Consider the following 17,602-nt stretch of genomic DNA (forward strand, 5'->3'; position numbering starts at 1 on the left):
TGCTCAGGGCGTACAACAGCGCACGACGGCGGCACGCGCCGGCGGGGCGGAGGCGTCAGTCCGCGCCGGGCGCGTCCAGGACTGCGGCGAGCAATCCGGGGAACCGGGCATCAAGGTCCTCGGCGCGCAGGGTCAGCCTGCGGCCGCGCCCGTTGGCCTCGTTCCGGATGATGCCTGCCTCGCGGAGCACCTTCATCAGGTGGGACTTGGTGGACTTGGGCATCTCCGGATTGCCGAGGGTGCATTCGGCCATATCGAGGGGGCCGGCGCGGAGCTGGCGTGCGATTTCCAGCCGGTCGGGATCGCTCAGGGCGAAGAGCACACTGGGCAAGTTGAGGTCCGCGCGTTCGGGATGGGTGAGGTTCGCCGGTGTAGCCACGGTTCGACTTTAGTTGAACCATCGCGGACATGCCAGTAGTCTGAGATTTCGATTATTTTCGAACCAACCACACCCCCAATGCAGAAGGCGGCATGTTGTGACGTACCCACCCGCAGTCCGGCCCAGAGAGTCGCACCGGCGGCTGGGTTTCGTCCTCATCGCGGCTGCCACGGCAGCGATGATGGCCGGAGCCAGCGCGCCGTCCCCGTTCTACCCCACCCTGCAGGAGCAGTTGCACCTGCTGCCGGTGGCCACCACCGGGATCTTCGCCGTCTACGCCGTGGCCCTCCTGGCGGCCCTGCTGGTCTTCGGTTCCATCTCCGACCACCTCGGCCGCCGGCCGGTCATCAGCGTGGCATTCCTCCTGCTGGCCGGCAGCGTCGTGACCTTCCTGGCAGCCGATTCGCTGGCGATGCTGCTGGCGGCCCGCGTCCTCCAGGGGGTGGCCAGCGGCATCCTCCTCACCACGCTCTCCGCGGCCATCGCCGATCTGGAACCGGAGGATGACCCGGGCTCCAGCGCCGCCTGGAACACGGTGGCACCCCTGGGCGGCCTGGCCCTGGGCGCGCTGGCATCGGGCCTGCTGCTGGACCTCCTCGCGGAGCCCCGCGTGCTGGTGTTCGTCTCGCTCTCGGTCCTGTACGTGGTGTTCGCCGCACTGGTGTGGGCCTGCCCGGAAACCTCACCCCGCACGCCCGGGGCGGCGGCTTCACTCAAGCCGCACCTGACCCTGCCGCCGGCCGCACGCCGCGCATTCCTCACCGGCGCCCCGGCCGTTTTTGCCGGCTGGGCCACGGGCGGGCTGTACCTCTCCCTTGGCGCCGCGATCGTGCACACCACCTTCGGCATCCGGGAGCATCTGTGGCAGGGCATGGTAATCACCATCCTGGCGGGGACAGGAGCCGCGTCGGCGGCCTTCCTGCACCGCTTTGGAGCCCGCACCATCACCATTTTCGGCACCACGGCGCTGGCCGTGGGGACCGCACTGTCGCTGCTGGCCCTCGGCCTGGATTCGTTTGGCCTGTTCCTGGCCGCTGTGGTGGTGGCAGGCGCCGGTTTCGGCACTGCCTTCATGGGCGTCATCCGGTCCATCAGCCCCCTGGTGGAGGATCATGAACGCGCCGGGACTTTTGCCTCGCTCTTCGTCGTGGCCTACACAGCCTTCGGCGTTCCGGCGGTACTGGCAGGCCTGCTGGCCCCCATCCTGTCCCTCCCGGTCACCACCTACGCCTATGGCGGCCTGGTGACCGTCCTGGCTGCGGTGGCAGCTATCAGCCGCGCCCGCAGCAAGGACGCCCAACCCGCCAAGGAGGACGGCCTGGTAGCGGCGGACGCCGTCGCGTAAGGGGACCCCCGCGGGTGCCTACCGGCCGGAGTCGGGGCGCCCATGGAGCGGTCCGCGCTCCTCATCGGTCGCCTGGACCTGGCCGTCGGTGAGGCCCTCGCGGACGGCACGCTCCGTCCGGGCGCCTCCGGTGGTGCCGGCGTCGCCGTAGTCGCCTTCCTCGTATTCGCCATCCGAAACGTCCCGGTCGGGCTCGTTGAGGGTCCCGGCGTCGCCGTAATCCCCGTCGACATACTGGCCGCCTTCCCCCTCCAGGCCGGGTGCGCTGCTGCCCTTGCGGGGCTCCTCGGCTGCAACTTCAGGATTCTCAGTCATGGTGCATCTCTCCTTTGAGGCTCCGCGTCCGTCCGGGCGCACTGGCAGTCTATCGACGGGGCGGGCGCACCAACAGGCCTTGAACCGCCCCGTCAGGAGGACTGCGCCGGCAGGCCCGCGGTCCCCGCCAGGACGGCGAGGTGATGGTCGAAGAGTTCATGCGGCGCCCGGAAGGTGTCCGGCCCGTACTGGTTGAACACTTCGAAGCTGACGGCACCGAAAAGGGAGCTCCACACCAAAACGCCCCGCGCCACCAGCTCGTCCGGGATAGCCAGCCCGAATTCCCGGCGGATGGCCTCCAGGTCGGCGGCCAGCGTGGGCGGAAGCTGCGGGGATGGTCCCACAACCGCCAATTGCCCCGCCCGGGAGGCGGCGTCCAGGATGCCGATGAGGCTGATGATGACGCGCGTGCCGGGACCCGTGGTGCGTTCGGCCGGGGCGTTGTAGCCGGGAACCGGACTGCCGAACAGGAGCGCATAGCTGGCAGGCTCGCGCAGGGCCCACGTCCTGACGGCTCCGCCCAGGGCCAGGAACCGGCCAAGATGGTCACCCTCCGGGGCCGCCGCAACGGCCGCGTCCACCTCGTCCCCCAGTTCACCGAAGGCGTCGATAAGCAGCAAGGTGAGCAGCTCGTCCCGGCTCTCAACGTAGCGGTAGACGGCGGAGGACACCACTCCCAGATCCCTTGCCACGGCCCTCAGGGAGAGGGCGGCCGCACCGTCGGTGGCCAGGTGCTGCCGACCCAGCCGGACAATGTCCGCCACCGTCTGCGACCGCGCGCGCTGCCGGGGCGTCAGGAGCCGGGGCTGGTCAGCGGTTGATCCGCGGGCGTCATCCATGACCCCAGCATGCCATAAACGAGAGCGTGGGAAGCTAAAGAGAGCACTGCTCTTGACTTTGCCACCCTGTATGCGCATCCTTGTTTTCGAGAGCACTGCTCTCAACTACTGAAAGGGAGACAAAGTGCCTGACATATATGTGGTGACCGGGGCGGGACCGGTGGGGTGGACGGTAGCGGAACAATTGGCGGACCGGGGACGGCAGGTGCGCATCCTGACCCGGTCGGGCAGCGGACCGGACCACCCGCTCATCGAGCGCATCAGCGGGGACGCGAAGGACCCGGCGGTTCTTCGCACTGCCCTTGCCGGCGCCAAAGCCGTCTTCCACTGCATCCACGGCTCGGCATACACCGCGGCCGCGTGGCGGGCAGAGCTGCCTGCCGCCGAACAGGCAGTCCTCAGCGCCGCGCAGGAGGTGGGCGCCGTCGTCGTCTTCCCTGAAAGCCTCTATTCCTACAGCGAGGCGGACCGCGTGATCACTGAGGCCGGCCCGCGCAGGGCCACCGGAGGCAAGCGCGGTGTGCGGACGGACCTGCTGCAGGCGCGCGAGGCCTCGGCCACGCCCACGGTAAGCGTGGTGGCCGGCGACTTCTTTGGACCGCGCGTCCGGATGGCGCACGCCGGCGAGCGCATGGTGGCCCCGGTCCTTGCGGGAAAGAACGTCAGCGTGATGGGAAGCGCCCGCCAGCCGCACTCGTTCACCTACGTACCCGACCTGGCCGGCGCCATGATCGCGGCCGCGGACCAGCCGTCCGCCTGGAATGCCGTGTGGCATGCCCCGACGGGGCCGGCGCGCACGCAGAAGGAACTTGCAGCGGCCTTCGCTACGGCGGCGGGACGGCCCACCCCGAAGGTGCGCGTCCTTCCCGGCTGGACCATCCGGACGGCGGCACTGGTTTCAGCCGGCGCCCGCGAGCTGGCGGAGATGCTGTACCAGTTTGAGCGGCCCTTCGTCATGGACTCCGCAGCTTCCGAGGCAGCGCTTGGAGTCAGCCACACGCCGCTGGAAACGGCTGCTGCCGCCACCGTGGAATGGTGGCGGCAGCAGCGGTAGTCCGGCGGAACGCAGGGGCTAACGGGCGGGAACCTCTTCCCGGGGCTCGACGCCGGGCTCCCGCGGCTGCACGGCATCCCGGCCATCCGTCCGTCCAAGCTTGCTGGGCCACCAGATCTTCGGCCCGATGTCGTAGGCCAGGGCCGGCACCAGCAGCGAGCGCACCAGCACGGTATCGAGCAGGACGCCGAATGCCACGATGAAGGCCAGCTGCACCAGGAACATGATGGGGATGACGCCGAGGGCGGCGAAGGTCGCGGCCAGCACCACGCCGGCCGAGGTAATGACGCCGCCGGTCACCACCAGGCCACGCAGGATGCCGGGCCGGGTGCCGTGCTTAAGCGATTCCTCGCGGACCCGGCTCATCAGGAAGATGTTGTAGTCCACGCCCAGGGCCACCAGGAAGACGAAGCCGAACAGCGGAACGGTGGCGTCGGCTCCCGGGAAACCAAAGAGGTTGTTGAACACGAAGGCCGAGACTCCCAGTGCGGCCGCGTAGGAGAGCACCACGGAGAGCACCAGCAGGACCGGGGCCACGATGGAGCGCAGCAGCAGCATCAGGATGAAGAGGATGACCACCAGGACCACCGGGATGATGACCAGCAGGTCGCGCTGGGCGGTGGTGTTGGTATCCAGGGCGGTGGCAGTCACGCCACCCACCAGGGCGCCGGGATCAACGGCCTTCACCCCGGTGCGCAGGGCCTTGATGGTCTCCTCCGCTTCCAGCGAGTCCGCGGCGTTCTTCAGCGTGGCGTTGATGAGCACCTTCCCGTCCCGGACGTCCGGTCCGGTGGGAGCGCCCGGGGCTCCGGTGACGGGCACGCTGCCGCGGCCCAGCAGGTACGCCTCGCCCACGCCGTCGTCGGCTTTCACTTTGTCCAGCACCTCCGCGGCTTTGCCCTGGTCGGCAACCACGACGGCGGGGCTGCCGCTGCCGGCGTCGAAGTGGCGGGCCAGCGCATCCTGGCCGTCCACGGCGTTGGATGCGGTGAGGATGACGTCCGTCTGCGGCACGCCGTTGGCTTTCAGCTGGAACAGGCCGCCCGCGGCCACGAGGAGCAGGAGGACCGAGGCGACCCAGACGGTCCTTGGCCGCCGCGAGACGAGCGAGCCGGTCGCCCGCCACAGGCCCTTCTGGCCCTCCAGGCCGGTGACCAGTTCAGGTTCGCGTTCGTCAGCGGGGAGGAGCTTGGGACGGAAAGGCCAGAACGCGGCCCGGCCCAGCAGAGCCATCAGGGCAGGCAGCAGGGTCAGCGCAGCGAACAGGGCACAAAGGATGCCCGCGGCGGCCACCGGGCCCAGGGCCTTGTTGGAGTTCAGGTCGGAGAAGAGCAGGCACAGGAGCGCGATGATCACGGTGGCGCCGGAAGCCAGGATGGGCTCAAAGGACGCTTTCCAGGCGGTCAGGACGGCGGCCGTGCGGTTGGTGGTGTGGGTAAGGGCCTCGCGGAAGCGGGCCACGAAGAGCAGGGCGTAGTCCGTGGCGGCACCGATCACCAGGATGGAAAGGATGCCCTGGCTCTGCCCGTTGAGCTGGATCCAGCCGGCCTTGGCCATGCCGAACACCAGCAGGATGGCCGCGCAGAGCGCGAACACCGAGGTGAGCAGGACCATGACGGGCAGCAGCAGGGACCGATAGACGACCAGGAGGATCACGAACACGGCGGACAAAGCCACAAGCAGGAGGATGCCGTCAATGCCGCCGAACGCTGCGGTGAGGTCCGCCGCGAGGCCGGCCGGGCCGGTCACGAAGGTCCGGGCACCGTCCGGCGCCGCCTCTTCCACCGCGGCCCGGAGTTCCTTGACCGCGTCCTTCAGTTCCGCAGAGGATCCGATGGGGACCACGAACTGGACGGCCTTGGCGTCCTTGGACGGAATCGGGCCAATCACCGTGCTGCCCAGCTTGAGGCTCTCCAGGCCGGACTTCAGGGTGGCCAGTCCGCCCAGCTGCTGCGGCGTGAAGGCCTGGTCCTGCTCGATGACGACGATGCCGGGAACCTCATCGGAGTCCCGGAACTTCGCCTGCCAGTCCTGGGCCTCGGTGGCCTCGGCGTTGGCAGGAAGGAAGGATGCCTGGTCATTGGAGGAGACCTCTTCCAGGCGGCCAAAGGTGGGACCGCCTACCCCGGCCAGCCCCAGCCAGGTCAGCACCAGGACAACGGGGACCAGCCAGCGCAGCCAGAACGGAACGCGTTCCCTGCCAACTTTTGAGCGTTTCATGATGCCTTCCATGGTGAGCGTGGGGAGTAGTATTTGTTCCAGCATAGATTATCTCCATAACAGAGATAAGTGCCAGTCAAGCTTTTTCGGGATCGGCCCCCTGCCCGACAGCTGCGACAGCCGGGGATGCCCGGCGCTGGAGTAATATCCGTCAGGACGCCGGCGCAGGAAATGGGCCGTGAACAAAGACAAGGGAGGTGGAGATGGCAGAGACGAACACTCCCCAGCCATCCCCCTTCGAGCAGGCGGGGCCGCAGTTCGGCCATCCGCTGCTCCGGATCCTCCAGGAGTTCACCATCGAGGCGAACCGGTACGTGGATGCCGCCGGGGACCGCAAGGACATGCACCGCACGGACATGAACGCACTCGCCGTGATCATGCGCCACACCGCCAGGGGCAACGTGGTGACGCCCGGGCTGCTGCGGAAAGAACTGAACCTTAGCTCCCCCGCCACCACGGCACTGATCGACAGGCTGGACAACTCCGGGCACGTGGTCAGGGAGCGGCACAGCACTGACCGGCGGCAGGTCCAGCTGAAGATGACCCCCAAGGCCTTCCAGGAGGGCGGCGCCATCTTCGCCCCGCTGGCGCAGCACATGGGCAGTGCCATGGCCGGGTTCACGGAAGAGGAACTGGATACCGTCACCCGCTTCATGACGGCGATGATCGACGCCACCGTGGCGGCAAGGACAGAATCCGGGTAGCTCCCGCTCCCAAGGGGTAGCGTTTGGTTATGAGCGACCAGCAGCCTGAAGACGACGTCTACACGCATGGCCACCACGAGTCCGTAGTCCGCGCCCACGCCGCCAGGACTGCCGAAAATTCGGCCGCGTTCGTCCTCCCCTACCTCACACCGGGATCCACCCTGCTCGACGTCGGGTGCGGGCCGGGCACCATCACCTGCGACTTCGCAGCCCTGGTCAACCCCGGCAAGGTCACCGGCCTGGACCGCTCGCCGGACATCGTGGCACAGGCCCAGGCACTCGCCGTCGAGCGGGAAGTGCCCAACATCGAATTCGTGGCAGGCAACATCTACGACCTGGACTTCGCCGACGAAACGTTCGACGTCGTCCACGCCCACCAGGTGCTCCAGCACCTGACCGACCCCGTCGAGGCACTGCGCGAGATGCGCCGCGTCGCCAAGCCCGGCGGCATCGTGGCCGTCCGGGACGCAGACTTCCACGGCATGAGCTGGTACCCGGAGATCCCGGAGTTGGACGAGTGGATGGACCTTTACCAGCAGATTGCCCGGCGCAACGGAGCAGAGCCCGACGCCGGGCGGCGGCTGGTCAGCTGGGCCCAGTCTGCGGGATTCACCGACGTCGCCCCCACCAGCAGCAACTGGCTTTACGCCACGGCGCAGCAGCGCCGCTGGCAGGCACGTGTCTGGGGTGAGCGGGTGCTGCATTCCGCCTTCGCCGAGCAGGCACTGGAGTACGGATTCGCCAACGCGGCCGACCTCGCCCGGATCTCGGCGGGCTGGCACCGCTGGGGCTCCACGGACGACGGCTGGTTCCTGATCCCCAACGGTGAGGTCATCGCGCGGGCCTAGGTTGCGGTGTCCGCCCAGCCCTGGCCCACTGTCCCCGGCGGCTGACGGAAAGACGGGCTTTTGGCCCCGTAAGATTGTGTAGTGCAATTTTCCCTGTGGCTGGCCCTTGCGGGTGCCGGCGCCCTGATCAGCTTCACCCCGGGCGCCGGGGCCATCAACACCATGAGCAACTCGCTGAATGCAGGGTTCCGTCGGTCAATGTGGGGAATTTTGGGCCAGCAGGCGGCGCTGGTGGTGCACGTCCTGATTGTCGCCCTCGGCGTAGGCGTGCTGGTGGCCAGCTCACCCGTTGCCTTCAACGTCATCCGCTACGCGGGCGCGGCCTACCTGGTGTACCTGGGCATCCGCCAGTTCCTCAGCAAGCCAGCGGTGGCCCAGGAGCAGGCCGCCACCCTCCGGAACGAACCCGCCTGGTCCATCTTCAGGCGCGGCTTCTGGGTCAACCTGCTGAACCCGAAGGCCATCGTGTTCTTCCTTGCCTTCACCCCCCAGTTCATCCGCCCGGAACAGCCCTTGTTCACCCAGTACGCCGTGCTGACGGCCACCATTGTGGTCATCGATATTTTGGTGATGTGGTTCTTCTTTGCCGCCGCCGCCAGGTCATTCCAGCGCTTAACCAGCACGGAACGGGGCCAACTGGTCCTCAGCAGGGTGTTCGGCGCCCTGTTCGTGGGGGTGGGTATCCTGCTGGCCCTGATCCACTGACGGGACTGGTTCATGACAGGGCTTTCCGCCACAGGTGCAGGTACCCTTTTCACGCGGAGTAATGCTTCTTTACAAGCCCGTAAAACTTTGTGAACAGGCGGCTAGCCAAAGGTGATGGGAAGCGCGCATGCTTAGTTCCATGACCTCAACGTCGAGCGCATACCGCGTCATCACTGTCTGCACGGGCAACATTTGCCGGTCCCCCATGGCCGAGCTCATGCTCCAGGCAGCGCTCGAACGCGAGGGCCTGGACGGGCTGGTGGAAGTGGATTCCGCGGGCACCACCGGGTACGAGGCCGGCCGGCCCATCGATCCCCGCGCCGCACGCCGCCTCGCAGTGACGCAACTGGCATCGGAACACCACGTGGCCCGGGAGTGGGAGCCGGAGTGGTTCCGCGAGCGCGACCTGATCCTGGCCCTGGACATTGACCACTACGCGTGGCTTAGCGAAGCCGCCCCGGACCAGGAGTCCCTGGACAAGATCCGGATGCTCCGCAGCTTCGATCCCGCCATGGCCGGGCGGGACCGGCTGGAGCAGGGCATCGAGGACCCCTGGTACGGCGGGCATGCGGATTTCGACGCCGTCTGGCACCAGATCCACACGGCGCTGCCGGGCCTGGTCCAGCACATCAGGGCAGCGGTCCTGCAGAACACGCAGCTCCAGCCGCACTAGCAGTGTCCGGGCGCGACAGCAGTGTCCGGGCGCGATAGCGGGGCAGGAAAACATGGTGCAATCCGGCAGCAGCTGGAGTATTTTGTGCTGCATGCACGCCGCACCCAGCACCGGCAGGTACACCCGTCTCCTTGGCAGCCTTGAGGAGGCGAAACCCCTGGACGCTGCGGTCAAGGCCGCAGAACCGCTGGCGTCGCGCCTCATGGCGCAGCCCAACGTCCGCAGCCTGGTCCGTGGCGACACCACGGGCATTCCGCTGCACACCATCCTTACCGACGCACCCTTTGGCGCCTGGTGGTCGGCGGTTTTCCTGGATTTCTTTGACGACCAGGCTTCCCGCCGCTCCGCCCAGCGGCTGGTGGCCCTCGGCGTCATCACCGCCGTTCCCACCGCGCTGTCCGGCTGGGCAACCTGGTCCGGCAAGGACCGCGGCCTGAAGCGCGTGGGGATTGTGCACGCCGCCGCCAACGCCGCAGCCACCCTGGTGTACCTCGCCTCCTGGCGGGCCCGGTCCCGCGGAAACCACCGGCTGGGCGTGCGGCTGGCGCGGGCGGGGGCCGTCCTGCTGCTGGTAAGCGGGTTCCTGGGCGCCCACCTCAGCAGCGGCCGCCATGCCTCACGGCACGGTGTCATACATGGATGAAAGCGGCCAACGGAAAACGGTACGCTCTAGTCCATGATCCCAGCCCCCGTCATCGTCGCCGTCGACGGGCGCTCCGGCGCAGGAAAGACAACGCTCGCCGTCGAACTCGCGGCCCGGCTCCGCGTCCACCACAAGGTGTCCCTGTTCCATCTTGAGGACATCTACCCGGGGTGGGATGGGCTGGCGGCAGGCGTGGAGCGCTATGTCAGCACGGTCCTCGCGCCGCTGAGCCGTGGCGAGGCGGCCACCTGGACCAGCTGGGACTGGGAGAACCATTACGACGGCGAGTCCCGGGTCACGCTGCCCGCGGAGATCGTCATCGTGGAGGGAGTGGGGGCCGCCGCCGAGGCAGCCCGGCCCATGCTTGGCGCCGTCATCTGGGCCGAGTCTCCGGACGACGTCCGCCGGACGCGGGCTCTGGGCCGCGACGGCGAAACCTTTGAGCCGTACTGGGACCAGTGGGCCGCCCAGGAAGAAGAGTGGCTGGGCCGCGACAACGTCCCCGCCCACGCAGACCTTCGCGTCCAGAACCTCGCTGACGGATCAGCCCCGGCGGACCTCCTGAAGCTCCTCCCCTGCCTGCCGGCCCTGGCGCCTGTCCTGGCCCCGGAACTGTCCGCACGACGCGGACTTCGGCTCCATGCCGAGCGCCTGGACGCCCTCCCGGACGCACCGGCACTGTTCCAGTCGCTGTACGGACGGTCGGCCAATGCCGTCTGGCTCGATTCCTCCAACGCTGACGCCGTCCCGGGCAGCGCCGGAGAAGACAGCGCAGACCCGGCGGCCCGGACTGCTGCGGAGCGCAGCAGGTTCAGCATCATGGCGGACGACGCCGGCACCTTCGGACAGTTCGTGACGCACCGTTCGGGAGTGAGCCTGATCAGCACGGGCTCCTCCACTGCCAGGGTCCCCGGCCCCTTCTTCCGCTGGCTGGACACCGTCTGGGGCCGCCGGGCCGTACGCACCCCGGACGGCTATCCCTGCGATTTCACCCTGGGCTGGCTCGGCTGCCTGGGCTACGAGCTGAAGCGCGAAACGGGCGGCAGTGACCTGTCCGCGCCCACCCCGGACGCTGCCCTGATCTTCGCCGGCCGGGCCGTGGTCCTGGACCATGCCGAAGGCGCCGCCTGGCTCCTGGCCCTTGACGCCCCCGACGCCGGCGAGTGGCTGGCGCAGGCCAGGGCAGCAGTGGAAGCCGCCGGCGGCGGCGCACGGCCGCCGGCGGATGGCCCGGCAGCGCAGGCCGGCGGCAGCACCGGCGTCGCGCCTTCCACAGCGCCGGCCTTCCGCAGCCGGGACACGGGTGCGCGGTACCGGGAGAAGATCACCGCCGCCCAGCACCAGATCGCCCAGGGAAACACGTATGAGGTTTGCCTGACCACCACGCTCGAAGCCAGGGTGCAGGCAGCGTCGCTGGATGCGTGGACCACCTACCTGGCGCTGCGCCGGAGGAACCCGGCCCCGTTCGCCAGCTACCTCCGGCTGGGAAACCTTGCCGTGGCCAGTACCTCGCCCGAGCGGTTCCTGAGGATCGCGTCCGACGGCGGCATGCGCGCCGAACCGATCAAGGGCACCCGGCGCCGGGCTGCGGACCCGCAGGAGGACAGCCGGCTGCGCGCGGACCTGGCCACATCCCTGAAGGACAGGGCCGAGAACATCATGATCGTGGACCTGCTGCGCAACGACCTCAGCCATTTCGCGGAGCCCGGTTCCGTGACGGTCAGCCGGCTCTGCGCGATCGAGAGCTATGCCACGGTCCACCAGATGGTCAGCACCATTGACGCCCGCCTCCTCCCGGGCGCACCGCGGGCCGAGGCAGTCGCTGCGTGCTTCCCTGCGGGCTCCATGACCGGCGCCCCCAAGATCAGCACCATGGCCATCCTGGACCACCTGGAGGCAGGTCCGCGCGGACTGTACTCGGGGGCCATCGGCTACTTCTCACTCAACGCGGCGGCCGACCTCGCCGTCGCCATCAGGACACTGGTGATCAGCACGGCCGGCGACGGGACGGCTGAACTCTCGCTCGGCGTCGGCGGTGCCATCACCTCGGACTCCGTCCCGGACGACGAATACGACGAAATACGCACCAAGGCCTACGGGGTCCTCTCCACCCTTGGCGCCGCATTCCCCGGCGACTGACGCCATCGGCTCCCTGGGGCATCCACTCCGCGGACGCCCGTTTAGGAAGACGCCCCCGGGGGTACGCCCCTGACCTAGCTGAACCGCCCAAGCCAGGCGGCGGACCCATCCCTGGGTGCTTCCACACAAGTTAGGTATGCCGCGTGACGGAACCGTCCCCTCCCCAGACCAGCAAGGCACCGCGCAGCGTCAAGTACGTTCTCATGCTTGGCGCCCTGGCCGCGCTCCCCGCCCTCACCACGGACATGTACCTGCCCTCACTGCCCGCCGTCGAGGCCGACCTCCACACCACCCAGACCGCTGTCCAGCTGACGTTGTCCGGAACCCTGGTGGGCGGCGGAATCGGGCAACTGGTGATCGGTCCGTTCTCGGACCGGTTCGGCCGGCGGCTTCCGCTGCTCATCGGCATCTCGCTGCACGTAGCCATCTCGCTGCTGTGTTCCCTGACGCCCAACATCGAAACGCTGACAGGGCTGCGCGTCCTGCAGGGCTTCTTCAACGCCGCCGCTGCCGTGGTGGCACTCGCGGTGATCCGCGACCGCTTCGTCGGCTCCGACGCCGCCCAGCTGCTGTCGCGGCTGATGCTGGTCATCGGCGTGGCTCCGCTCCTGGCCCCCACCGTTGGCCAGGGCATCGCCGGGCTCTGGAACTGGCGCGCCGTCTTCTATGCACTGGCACTCATCGGGCTGGTCCTGGTGGCAATTGTCTGGAAGTTCATGCCGGAAACGCTGCCGGGGGACAGCCGGAGCCCGGGCCACCCCCGGCACGTGGCGGGCGCCTACTGGGTGCTGCTGCGGGACAGGCACTTCATGGCGCTGGCCGTCATCCCCGGACTGGGGCTGGCCCTGATCATGAGTTACGTGGTGGGTTCGCCCTTCGTCTTCCAGAACGAATACGGCCTCACCGCCCAGCAGTTCGCCCTCGTCTTCGCCCTCAACGGCGCCGCACTTGTCCTCTCGGCCCAGCTCAACGCCGCCCTGGTCCGGAAGTTCCCGCCCGTCCGCATCCTGCGCACCGCCCTCCTGGTCCAGTTGAGCCTGGCCCTGGTGCTGCTCGGTGTGGTGGCCACGGGTGCCGGCGGCGCGGCCGGCCTGGTGGCCGGCCTGTGGCTGGTCCTGTCAGCCCAGGGCATGATCCCGGCGAACGCCTCCGTGCTCGCGCTGCACAACTACGGCCACATGGCGGGAACGGCGGCGGCTGTCATCGGGGCCCTGCAGTCCGGGGTCGCCGGACTGGTGAGCCCCCTGGTTGGGCTCCTGGGCGGGAATTCCCTGTCGATGGCCAGCGTCATGATCGGCAGCTGCACCGTGGCGGTGCTGGTGCTTGCCCTGGGAACCCCCGCCTACCGCAACGGCGGCTGGCCCGAGCACGCCGGGCACGACGACGGGCAGCGGGTCAGTGCCGACTAACTGCCTACGGGACGGCGCTTACTGGACAGTGGCCGTCAGCCGGGCCACGTTGTCCACGTACCGGGCGGCGAGCGGCCGGTTGAGCCAGTCCGCGAGCTTGAGCTCGTGGGAGATGTCCCGGTAGGTATCCTCCACTGCCCGCATCTTGTTCACGATGTCCTCACCCAGCAGCATCACTGACACCTCCAGGTTCAGCGAGAAGGACCGCATGTCCATGTTGCTGGACCCCAGGACCGCTACCTCGTCATCGATGGTGAAGTGCTTGGCATGCAGCACGAACGGGGCTTTATAGAGGTAGATCCGTACCCCGGCTTCGAGGAGTGCCTCGTAATAGGACCGCTGGGCGTGGTGGACCAGGAACTGGTCCCCCTTCTCCGAGACGAACAGTTCAACATCCACGCCGCGCTGGGCCGCGGTGGTGATGGCGTAGAGCAGCGAGTCGTCCGGCACGAAGTAGGGGCTGCAGATGGAGATCCGGTGCTGGGCCGAATAGATGAGGGTGTTGAAGAGCCGGAGGTTGTTCTCCGTAATGAACCCCGGACCGCTGGGAACCACCTGGGCCGTGACGGTGCCGGGTTCCGGGTTCGCCGGGAGCTGCAGCTGGTGTTCCAGCGACTCGTCAGTCTCGCTCAGCCAGTCGGTGGCGAAGACGACGTTCAGGGTGGTCACGATGGGGCCGCGCAGGCACGCCATCAGTTCCACCCATTCACGGCCGGCCTTGCGGTGCCGCGGGTTGTTGTAGGAGGGCTCGATCAGGTTCTGCGAACCCGTGAAGGCGATCTCGCCGTCGATCACCATGATCTTGCGGTGGTTCCGCAGGTCAGGGCGGCGCCACTGTCCGTGGATGGGCAGGAGCGGCAGCATCCGCTTCCACTGGATCTTGCCCGCGCGGAGGCGGTTGAGCAGCTTCCGGTACCCCTTGATGCGCAGCGTCCCGATGTGGTCGAACAGGAGCCGCACCTCCACGCCCCGTTCGGCGGCTTCCTCCATGGCGGTGAGCAGGTCGTTGGTGACGTGGTCCGAACTCATGATGTAGAACTCGGCGTTGACGAACTTTTTCGCCTTCCGCACAGCCTTGGTCATTTCCAGGATGGAATCCGGATAGCCGGGGATCAGGTCCACGGAGTTTCCGTCCACCATGGGCAGCGAGCCCAGGGTGCGGTTGAGCTCAGCAGCGGACTTCACCCACTCCGGGCCGGGGTAGTCGCTTTCCGCATCCGAAAGTGCGGTGATGCCCGCCTGCACGCGTTCGTTGACCAGCTGCTGCTGTGCCCGCCGGCGGCTGGACAAGCGGAAATTGCCGAACAGCAGGAACAGGACGATGCCCACGAACGGAATGAAGAAGATACCCAGCAGCCAGGCCATGGCGGTGGTAGGGCGCCGGTTGCCGGGAATGATGCCCAGCGCCAGGATCCTGATGGCCAGGTCGGCGAAGCCCAGGAGCACCACCACCCATGTGGGCGCGGTGCCGGCAAGCGAAAAAGGCCACAACACGTCTAAAACCCCCGGGGAGATTGGGCCCCGGAGGACGGCTTCCGGCCGGTGCACTCTGCCCAGCTTATCCGCGGTACAGCACTAAGCTGGTGCCATGACCTCTCCAGCCCCCGTGGTTCTTGCCTTCCTCGATCCTGCTTTCCCCGACGGCAGGGTGGCCGATGCCACCAAACCCCAGCTGCTGGTCACGGATTTGGGGGTCACGCGCGGCGACGGCGTCTTCGAAACCATGCTGGCCGTGGGTGGAACGGTGCGGAAGATGCAGGCGCACCTGGACCGGCTTGGGGGCTCCGCCGCGGCACTGGACCTGGCCATCCCGGGCCAGGAGGCATGGCGGCGCGTTATTGCGGCTGCGGTGGCCCGGCACCGGTCCGAGAACCCGCCGGCAGACCCCGCCGCCGATGAACTGGTGGTCAAACTGGTGGTCACCCGCGGCGTCGAAGGCGAGGCGCCCACGGCCTGGGTGCAGGCGTCGCCGGCCGGGGCTGCCGGCCGCAGGCAGCGCGAAACGGGCATCGACGTCATCCTCCTTGACCGGGGCTACGACAGTGATGTGGCCGAACGGGCGCCCTGGCTGCTCCTCGGCGCCAAAACCCTTTCCTACGCCGTCAACATGGCAGCGCTGCGCCATGCCCACAAACAGGGCGCCGACGACGTCATCTTCCTGTCCTCCGATGGCCGCGTGCTGGAAGGCCCCACGTCCACGGTGCTGCTTGCGCATGTGGAGAAGTCCGACGACGGCACAACAGTGAAGCGCCTCATCACGCCCCAGCTGGACAGCGGCATCCTGGCCGGCACCTCCCAGGGCGCCCTCTTCGCGGCCGCCAAGGCGGCGGGGTGGGAACTGGGCTACGGTCCCCTGGAGCCCCGGGACCTCATGGACGCGGATGCGGTCTGGCTGATCTCCAGCGTCCGCCTGCTGGCGCCCGTAAACCGGATCGACGGCAAGGAAATCGGCACCCCGTCCGTCCAGAAGGAACTGACCGCCGAGTTGAGCGAACTTTTCGCCGGCATCCACTAGGCCGCAACAAGCGGCGCAATCCCTTTTCCCACTCCCGCATCACCCGTAAGGTGTGGACCATGGACTCGCGAAACCTGCCGATTGAAAACCTGTCCTTCGACGACTGCTGGGAACTCCTCGACAATGACGCGGTGGGCAGGCTGGCCATCGTGGTGGACGAGCATCCCGAGATCTTCCCCGTGAACTACGCCGTCCACCTGCGCAGCATCGTCTTCCGCACCGCACCCGGGTCAAAGCTCTGGGGCGCCAGGATGGAACGGCCGGCAGCACTGGAAATAGATGGCTACCACCCCGCCTCGGAACAGGCCTGGAGCGTAGTGGTTCGCGGCGAAACGGAAATCATCGAGGACCAGGGCGTGAAGGATGCCGTGGACGCACTCGGCCTGGAACCGTGGCAGCCGGGCGAAAAAGCCCACTACATCCGGCTGAACGCCAAAGCACTGACGGGGCGCCGGTTCCGCGTGAACCGGCCGGACATCTGGAACACCCGCCTGCAGGACCGGCGCCGCGCGTCCTTCGAATAGCGCCGCCCGGGCAATCCGCCGTCAGCGGGCCCCGGGGTCAGGCGGCGGGGCCTGCCGCCTGCCGTGACAGCTGTGCTTCCAGCCCCGACAGCAGGATGCCAAGTCCCTGGTCAAGTTCCGCCTCGCCGTCGTACTCTGCCAGGGCGGGAGCAAGGGCACGCAGCTTGGGGAATTCCTTCGCCGGCAAACGGTGGAGCCCCAGGCGCAACAGCACCTCGTTCTCTTCCGGATCCACCACGTACTCCTGCAGCTCGTTCAGGATGTGCCCGTAGAGGAAGCCGTAGTAGGCGCGGTAGACGTGGAGGGCATCGGCCGGCGCGAATCCTGCCGAGCCCAGCAGGGACAGGATCTGTTCCAGCGGCCGCAGCGTGCCCAGGGGGCGAAGGCCCAGGGGCGTGGAAAGGGGCCGCGTGACCAACAGGGGAACCACATTGGGATGCTGCAGGGCGAGCGCCCGCAAGCTGTGGGCGATCTTCCGCAGCTGGGCTTTCCAGTCCGGGTCCGATGGATGGATGCTTAGCTGGTTGAGTACCAGCTCGGTAACCCCGTCCAGCAGTGCGGCGCGGTTCTCGGCGTAGCGGTAGAGGCTCATCGGATCCCGGCCGAGTTCCTGCCCCAGCCGGCGCATGGTCAGGGCCTCCAGGCTTTCGGCGTCCACCAACTCCAGGGCCTTGGCCAGCACAATGTCCCTGCTCAGCCTCGTTTTGGCCTGCCCGGGCTGGGAAGTGTTGGCGGAAGTCATCACAAAGGTCCTCACTGGCGGCCCTCGTCCCGAAGTAACTGGGACGGTTGCCTCATATCTGGTCTACAGGTAAAGTCTACATCGTAGACAAGATGAACTCTTGAGCTTTTCGGGACCTCTCAAGGAAAGCGGCTACACAATCCTTTGCCACCTTGTGCAGGGCATCGAGGTTCGCCGCTGGAGCCTACCGGCGGCACCACGCACCGAGCGAAGGGACGCCTCATGGCCAATTCGCAGTTTGATCTTTTCCTCCACGAAGCCACCTACGCAGACAATGCCTCGGAATCCAGCCTGGACCGCGACCGCCTCTACGGGCTGTACACCAGCTGGTGCTTCGTCAACGAGCAGCCCACCGGCACCGAGTCCAGTTTCTGGGCTGCCATGAAACACAAAGTCTCGGTTCGCCGCAACGGACTGCGCATGAAGGGGCCGGCCGCTGCGGACTACATCCTCAGCAGCTACCCGCGGCTTGTTTAAGGCCCCACCGGGCTGCCAACAGGCCGCAGGGTAACCAGCAGCGCACGATGAAATGCTGTGGCACTTTTGTG

General features: G+C 67.8%; 18 protein-coding genes. 12 read left to right on the forward strand and 6 right to left on the reverse strand.

Annotated elements, in window-relative coordinates; all coding sequences use genetic code 11:
* Nucleotides 1–55 precede the first annotated feature (55 nt).
* Nucleotides 56–379 carry an ArsR/SmtB family transcription factor gene (locus MRBLMD1_RS17895; RefSeq protein ID WP_364402077.1) on the reverse strand — a complete coding sequence of 108 codons (324 nt, stop codon included), beginning with the start codon at nucleotides 377–379 and terminating at the stop codon, nucleotides 56–58.
* Nucleotides 380–476: 97 nt separating this feature from the next.
* Here MRBLMD1_RS17895 and MRBLMD1_RS17900 point away from each other — a divergent pair, with 97 nt between their 5' ends.
* The gene (locus tag MRBLMD1_RS17900) at nucleotides 477–1,724 is read left to right on the forward strand and encodes an MFS transporter (protein WP_364402080.1); all 1,248 of its coding nucleotides are present in this window, start codon (nucleotides 477–479) and stop codon (nucleotides 1,722–1,724) included.
* Nucleotides 1,725–1,742: 18 nt separating this feature from the next.
* Here the strand turns inward: MRBLMD1_RS17900 and MRBLMD1_RS17905 are convergent, their stop codons facing one another.
* Nucleotides 1,743–2,039, reverse strand: a complete 297-nt coding sequence (locus MRBLMD1_RS17905) for a hypothetical protein (RefSeq protein WP_159630210.1) — start codon at nucleotides 2,037–2,039, stop codon at nucleotides 1,743–1,745.
* Between the two features lie 92 nt (nucleotides 2,040–2,131).
* The gene (locus MRBLMD1_RS17910) at nucleotides 2,132–2,878 is read right to left on the reverse strand and encodes a TetR/AcrR family transcriptional regulator (RefSeq protein ID WP_364402084.1); all 747 of its coding nucleotides are present in this window, start codon (nucleotides 2,876–2,878) and stop codon (nucleotides 2,132–2,134) included.
* Nucleotides 2,879–3,011: 133 nt separating this feature from the next.
* Between MRBLMD1_RS17910 and MRBLMD1_RS17915 the strand changes: the two genes are divergently transcribed.
* Entirely contained in the window at nucleotides 3,012–3,932 is a 921-nt protein-coding gene (locus MRBLMD1_RS17915; protein ID WP_414703717.1) for an NAD-dependent epimerase/dehydratase family protein, read from the forward strand.
* Between the two features lie 18 nt (nucleotides 3,933–3,950).
* Here the strand turns inward: MRBLMD1_RS17915 and MRBLMD1_RS17920 are convergent, their stop codons facing one another.
* Nucleotides 3,951–6,152: an MMPL family transporter gene (locus MRBLMD1_RS17920; RefSeq protein WP_364402090.1), complete on the reverse strand. Its 2,202-nt coding sequence runs from the start codon at nucleotides 6,150–6,152 to the stop codon at nucleotides 3,951–3,953.
* Between the two features lie 203 nt (nucleotides 6,153–6,355).
* Between MRBLMD1_RS17920 and MRBLMD1_RS17925 the strand changes: the two genes are divergently transcribed.
* The 7 genes from MRBLMD1_RS17925 (at nucleotide 6,356) to MRBLMD1_RS17955 (ending at nucleotide 13,273) form a co-directional block, all read left to right on the forward strand.
* Nucleotides 6,356–6,856, forward strand: coding sequence for a MarR family winged helix-turn-helix transcriptional regulator (locus MRBLMD1_RS17925; RefSeq protein ID WP_275180628.1), 501 nt, complete (start codon nucleotides 6,356–6,358; stop codon nucleotides 6,854–6,856).
* A gap of 29 nt (nucleotides 6,857–6,885) precedes the next feature.
* Nucleotides 6,886–7,704, forward strand: a complete 819-nt coding sequence (locus MRBLMD1_RS17930; RefSeq protein ID WP_364402093.1) for a methyltransferase domain-containing protein — start codon at nucleotides 6,886–6,888, stop codon at nucleotides 7,702–7,704.
* An 81-nt stretch (nucleotides 7,705–7,785) separates the two neighbouring features.
* Nucleotides 7,786–8,409, forward strand: coding sequence for a LysE family transporter (locus MRBLMD1_RS17935; RefSeq protein ID WP_364402095.1), 624 nt, complete (start codon nucleotides 7,786–7,788; stop codon nucleotides 8,407–8,409).
* Nucleotides 8,410–8,548: 139 nt separating this feature from the next.
* The gene (locus MRBLMD1_RS17940; protein WP_159630198.1) at nucleotides 8,549–9,082 is read left to right on the forward strand and encodes a low molecular weight protein-tyrosine-phosphatase; all 534 of its coding nucleotides are present in this window, start codon (nucleotides 8,549–8,551) and stop codon (nucleotides 9,080–9,082) included.
* A 91-nt stretch (nucleotides 9,083–9,173) separates the two neighbouring features.
* The gene (locus MRBLMD1_RS17945) at nucleotides 9,174–9,725 is read left to right on the forward strand and encodes a DUF2231 domain-containing protein (RefSeq protein ID WP_364402098.1); all 552 of its coding nucleotides are present in this window, start codon (nucleotides 9,174–9,176) and stop codon (nucleotides 9,723–9,725) included.
* 33 nt (nucleotides 9,726–9,758) lie between these two features.
* Nucleotides 9,759–11,864 carry an aminodeoxychorismate synthase component I gene (pabB, locus tag MRBLMD1_RS17950; protein WP_364402101.1) on the forward strand — a complete coding sequence of 702 codons (2,106 nt, stop codon included), beginning with the start codon at nucleotides 9,759–9,761 and terminating at the stop codon, nucleotides 11,862–11,864.
* A 143-nt stretch (nucleotides 11,865–12,007) separates the two neighbouring features.
* Nucleotides 12,008–13,273: a multidrug effflux MFS transporter gene (locus tag MRBLMD1_RS17955; RefSeq protein WP_364402104.1), complete on the forward strand. Its 1,266-nt coding sequence runs from the start codon at nucleotides 12,008–12,010 to the stop codon at nucleotides 13,271–13,273.
* Between the two features lie 18 nt (nucleotides 13,274–13,291).
* Here the strand turns inward: MRBLMD1_RS17955 and cls are convergent, their stop codons facing one another.
* The gene (gene cls, locus MRBLMD1_RS17960; RefSeq protein WP_370871809.1) at nucleotides 13,292–14,767 is read right to left on the reverse strand and encodes a cardiolipin synthase; all 1,476 of its coding nucleotides are present in this window, start codon (nucleotides 14,765–14,767) and stop codon (nucleotides 13,292–13,294) included.
* 94 nt (nucleotides 14,768–14,861) lie between these two features.
* Here cls and MRBLMD1_RS17965 point away from each other — a divergent pair, with 94 nt between their 5' ends.
* On the forward strand, nucleotides 14,862–15,788 hold the full coding sequence (locus MRBLMD1_RS17965) for an aminodeoxychorismate lyase (protein WP_364402107.1): 927 nt from the start codon (nucleotides 14,862–14,864) through the stop codon (nucleotides 15,786–15,788).
* Between the two features lie 59 nt (nucleotides 15,789–15,847).
* Complete coding sequence (locus MRBLMD1_RS17970; protein WP_364402111.1) at nucleotides 15,848–16,312, forward strand: pyridoxamine 5'-phosphate oxidase family protein; 465 nt, start codon at nucleotides 15,848–15,850, stop codon at nucleotides 16,310–16,312.
* Between the two features lie 37 nt (nucleotides 16,313–16,349).
* Here the strand turns inward: MRBLMD1_RS17970 and MRBLMD1_RS17975 are convergent, their stop codons facing one another.
* On the reverse strand, nucleotides 16,350–17,054 hold the full coding sequence (locus tag MRBLMD1_RS17975) for a TetR/AcrR family transcriptional regulator C-terminal domain-containing protein (protein WP_159630186.1): 705 nt from the start codon (nucleotides 17,052–17,054) through the stop codon (nucleotides 16,350–16,352).
* Between the two features lie 222 nt (nucleotides 17,055–17,276).
* Between MRBLMD1_RS17975 and MRBLMD1_RS17980 the strand changes: the two genes are divergently transcribed.
* The gene (locus tag MRBLMD1_RS17980; RefSeq protein WP_275180617.1) at nucleotides 17,277–17,531 is read left to right on the forward strand and encodes a hypothetical protein; all 255 of its coding nucleotides are present in this window, start codon (nucleotides 17,277–17,279) and stop codon (nucleotides 17,529–17,531) included.
* Nucleotides 17,532–17,602: the final 71 nt, after the last annotated feature.

It is taken from the genome of Pseudarthrobacter sp. LMD1-1-1.1, from assembly GCF_040676255.1.
Taxonomy (GTDB): domain Bacteria; phylum Actinomycetota; class Actinomycetes; order Actinomycetales; family Micrococcaceae; genus Arthrobacter.

Bases quoted from the DNA above. Each gene is read 5' to 3' on its own strand.
- MRBLMD1_RS17905 (WP_159630210.1), bottom strand. From the start codon at position 2,039: ATGACTGAGAATCCTGAAGTTGCAGCCGAGGAGCCCCGCAAGGGCAGC.
- MRBLMD1_RS17910 (WP_364402084.1), bottom strand. From the start codon at position 2,878: ATGGATGACGCCCGCGGATCAACCGCTGACCAGCCCCGGCTCCTGACG.
- MRBLMD1_RS17920 (WP_364402090.1), bottom strand. From the start codon at position 6,152: ATGAAACGCTCAAAAGTTGGCAGGGAACGCGTTCCGTTCTGGCTGCGC.
- MRBLMD1_RS17925 (WP_275180628.1), top strand. From the start codon at position 6,356: ATGGCAGAGACGAACACTCCCCAGCCATCCCCCTTCGAGCAGGCGGGG.
- MRBLMD1_RS17930 (WP_364402093.1), top strand. From the start codon at position 6,886: ATGAGCGACCAGCAGCCTGAAGACGACGTCTACACGCATGGCCACCAC.
- MRBLMD1_RS17940 (WP_159630198.1), top strand. From the start codon at position 8,549: ATGACCTCAACGTCGAGCGCATACCGCGTCATCACTGTCTGCACGGGC.
- MRBLMD1_RS17945 (WP_364402098.1), top strand. From the start codon at position 9,174: ATGCACGCCGCACCCAGCACCGGCAGGTACACCCGTCTCCTTGGCAGC.
- pabB (WP_364402101.1), top strand. From the start codon at position 9,759: ATGATCCCAGCCCCCGTCATCGTCGCCGTCGACGGGCGCTCCGGCGCA.
- MRBLMD1_RS17965 (WP_364402107.1), top strand. From the start codon at position 14,862: ATGACCTCTCCAGCCCCCGTGGTTCTTGCCTTCCTCGATCCTGCTTTC.
- MRBLMD1_RS17970 (WP_364402111.1), top strand. From the start codon at position 15,848: ATGGACTCGCGAAACCTGCCGATTGAAAACCTGTCCTTCGACGACTGC.
- MRBLMD1_RS17975 (WP_159630186.1), bottom strand. From the start codon at position 17,054: ATGACTTCCGCCAACACTTCCCAGCCCGGGCAGGCCAAAACGAGGCTG.
- MRBLMD1_RS17980 (WP_275180617.1), top strand. From the start codon at position 17,277: ATGGCCAATTCGCAGTTTGATCTTTTCCTCCACGAAGCCACCTACGCA.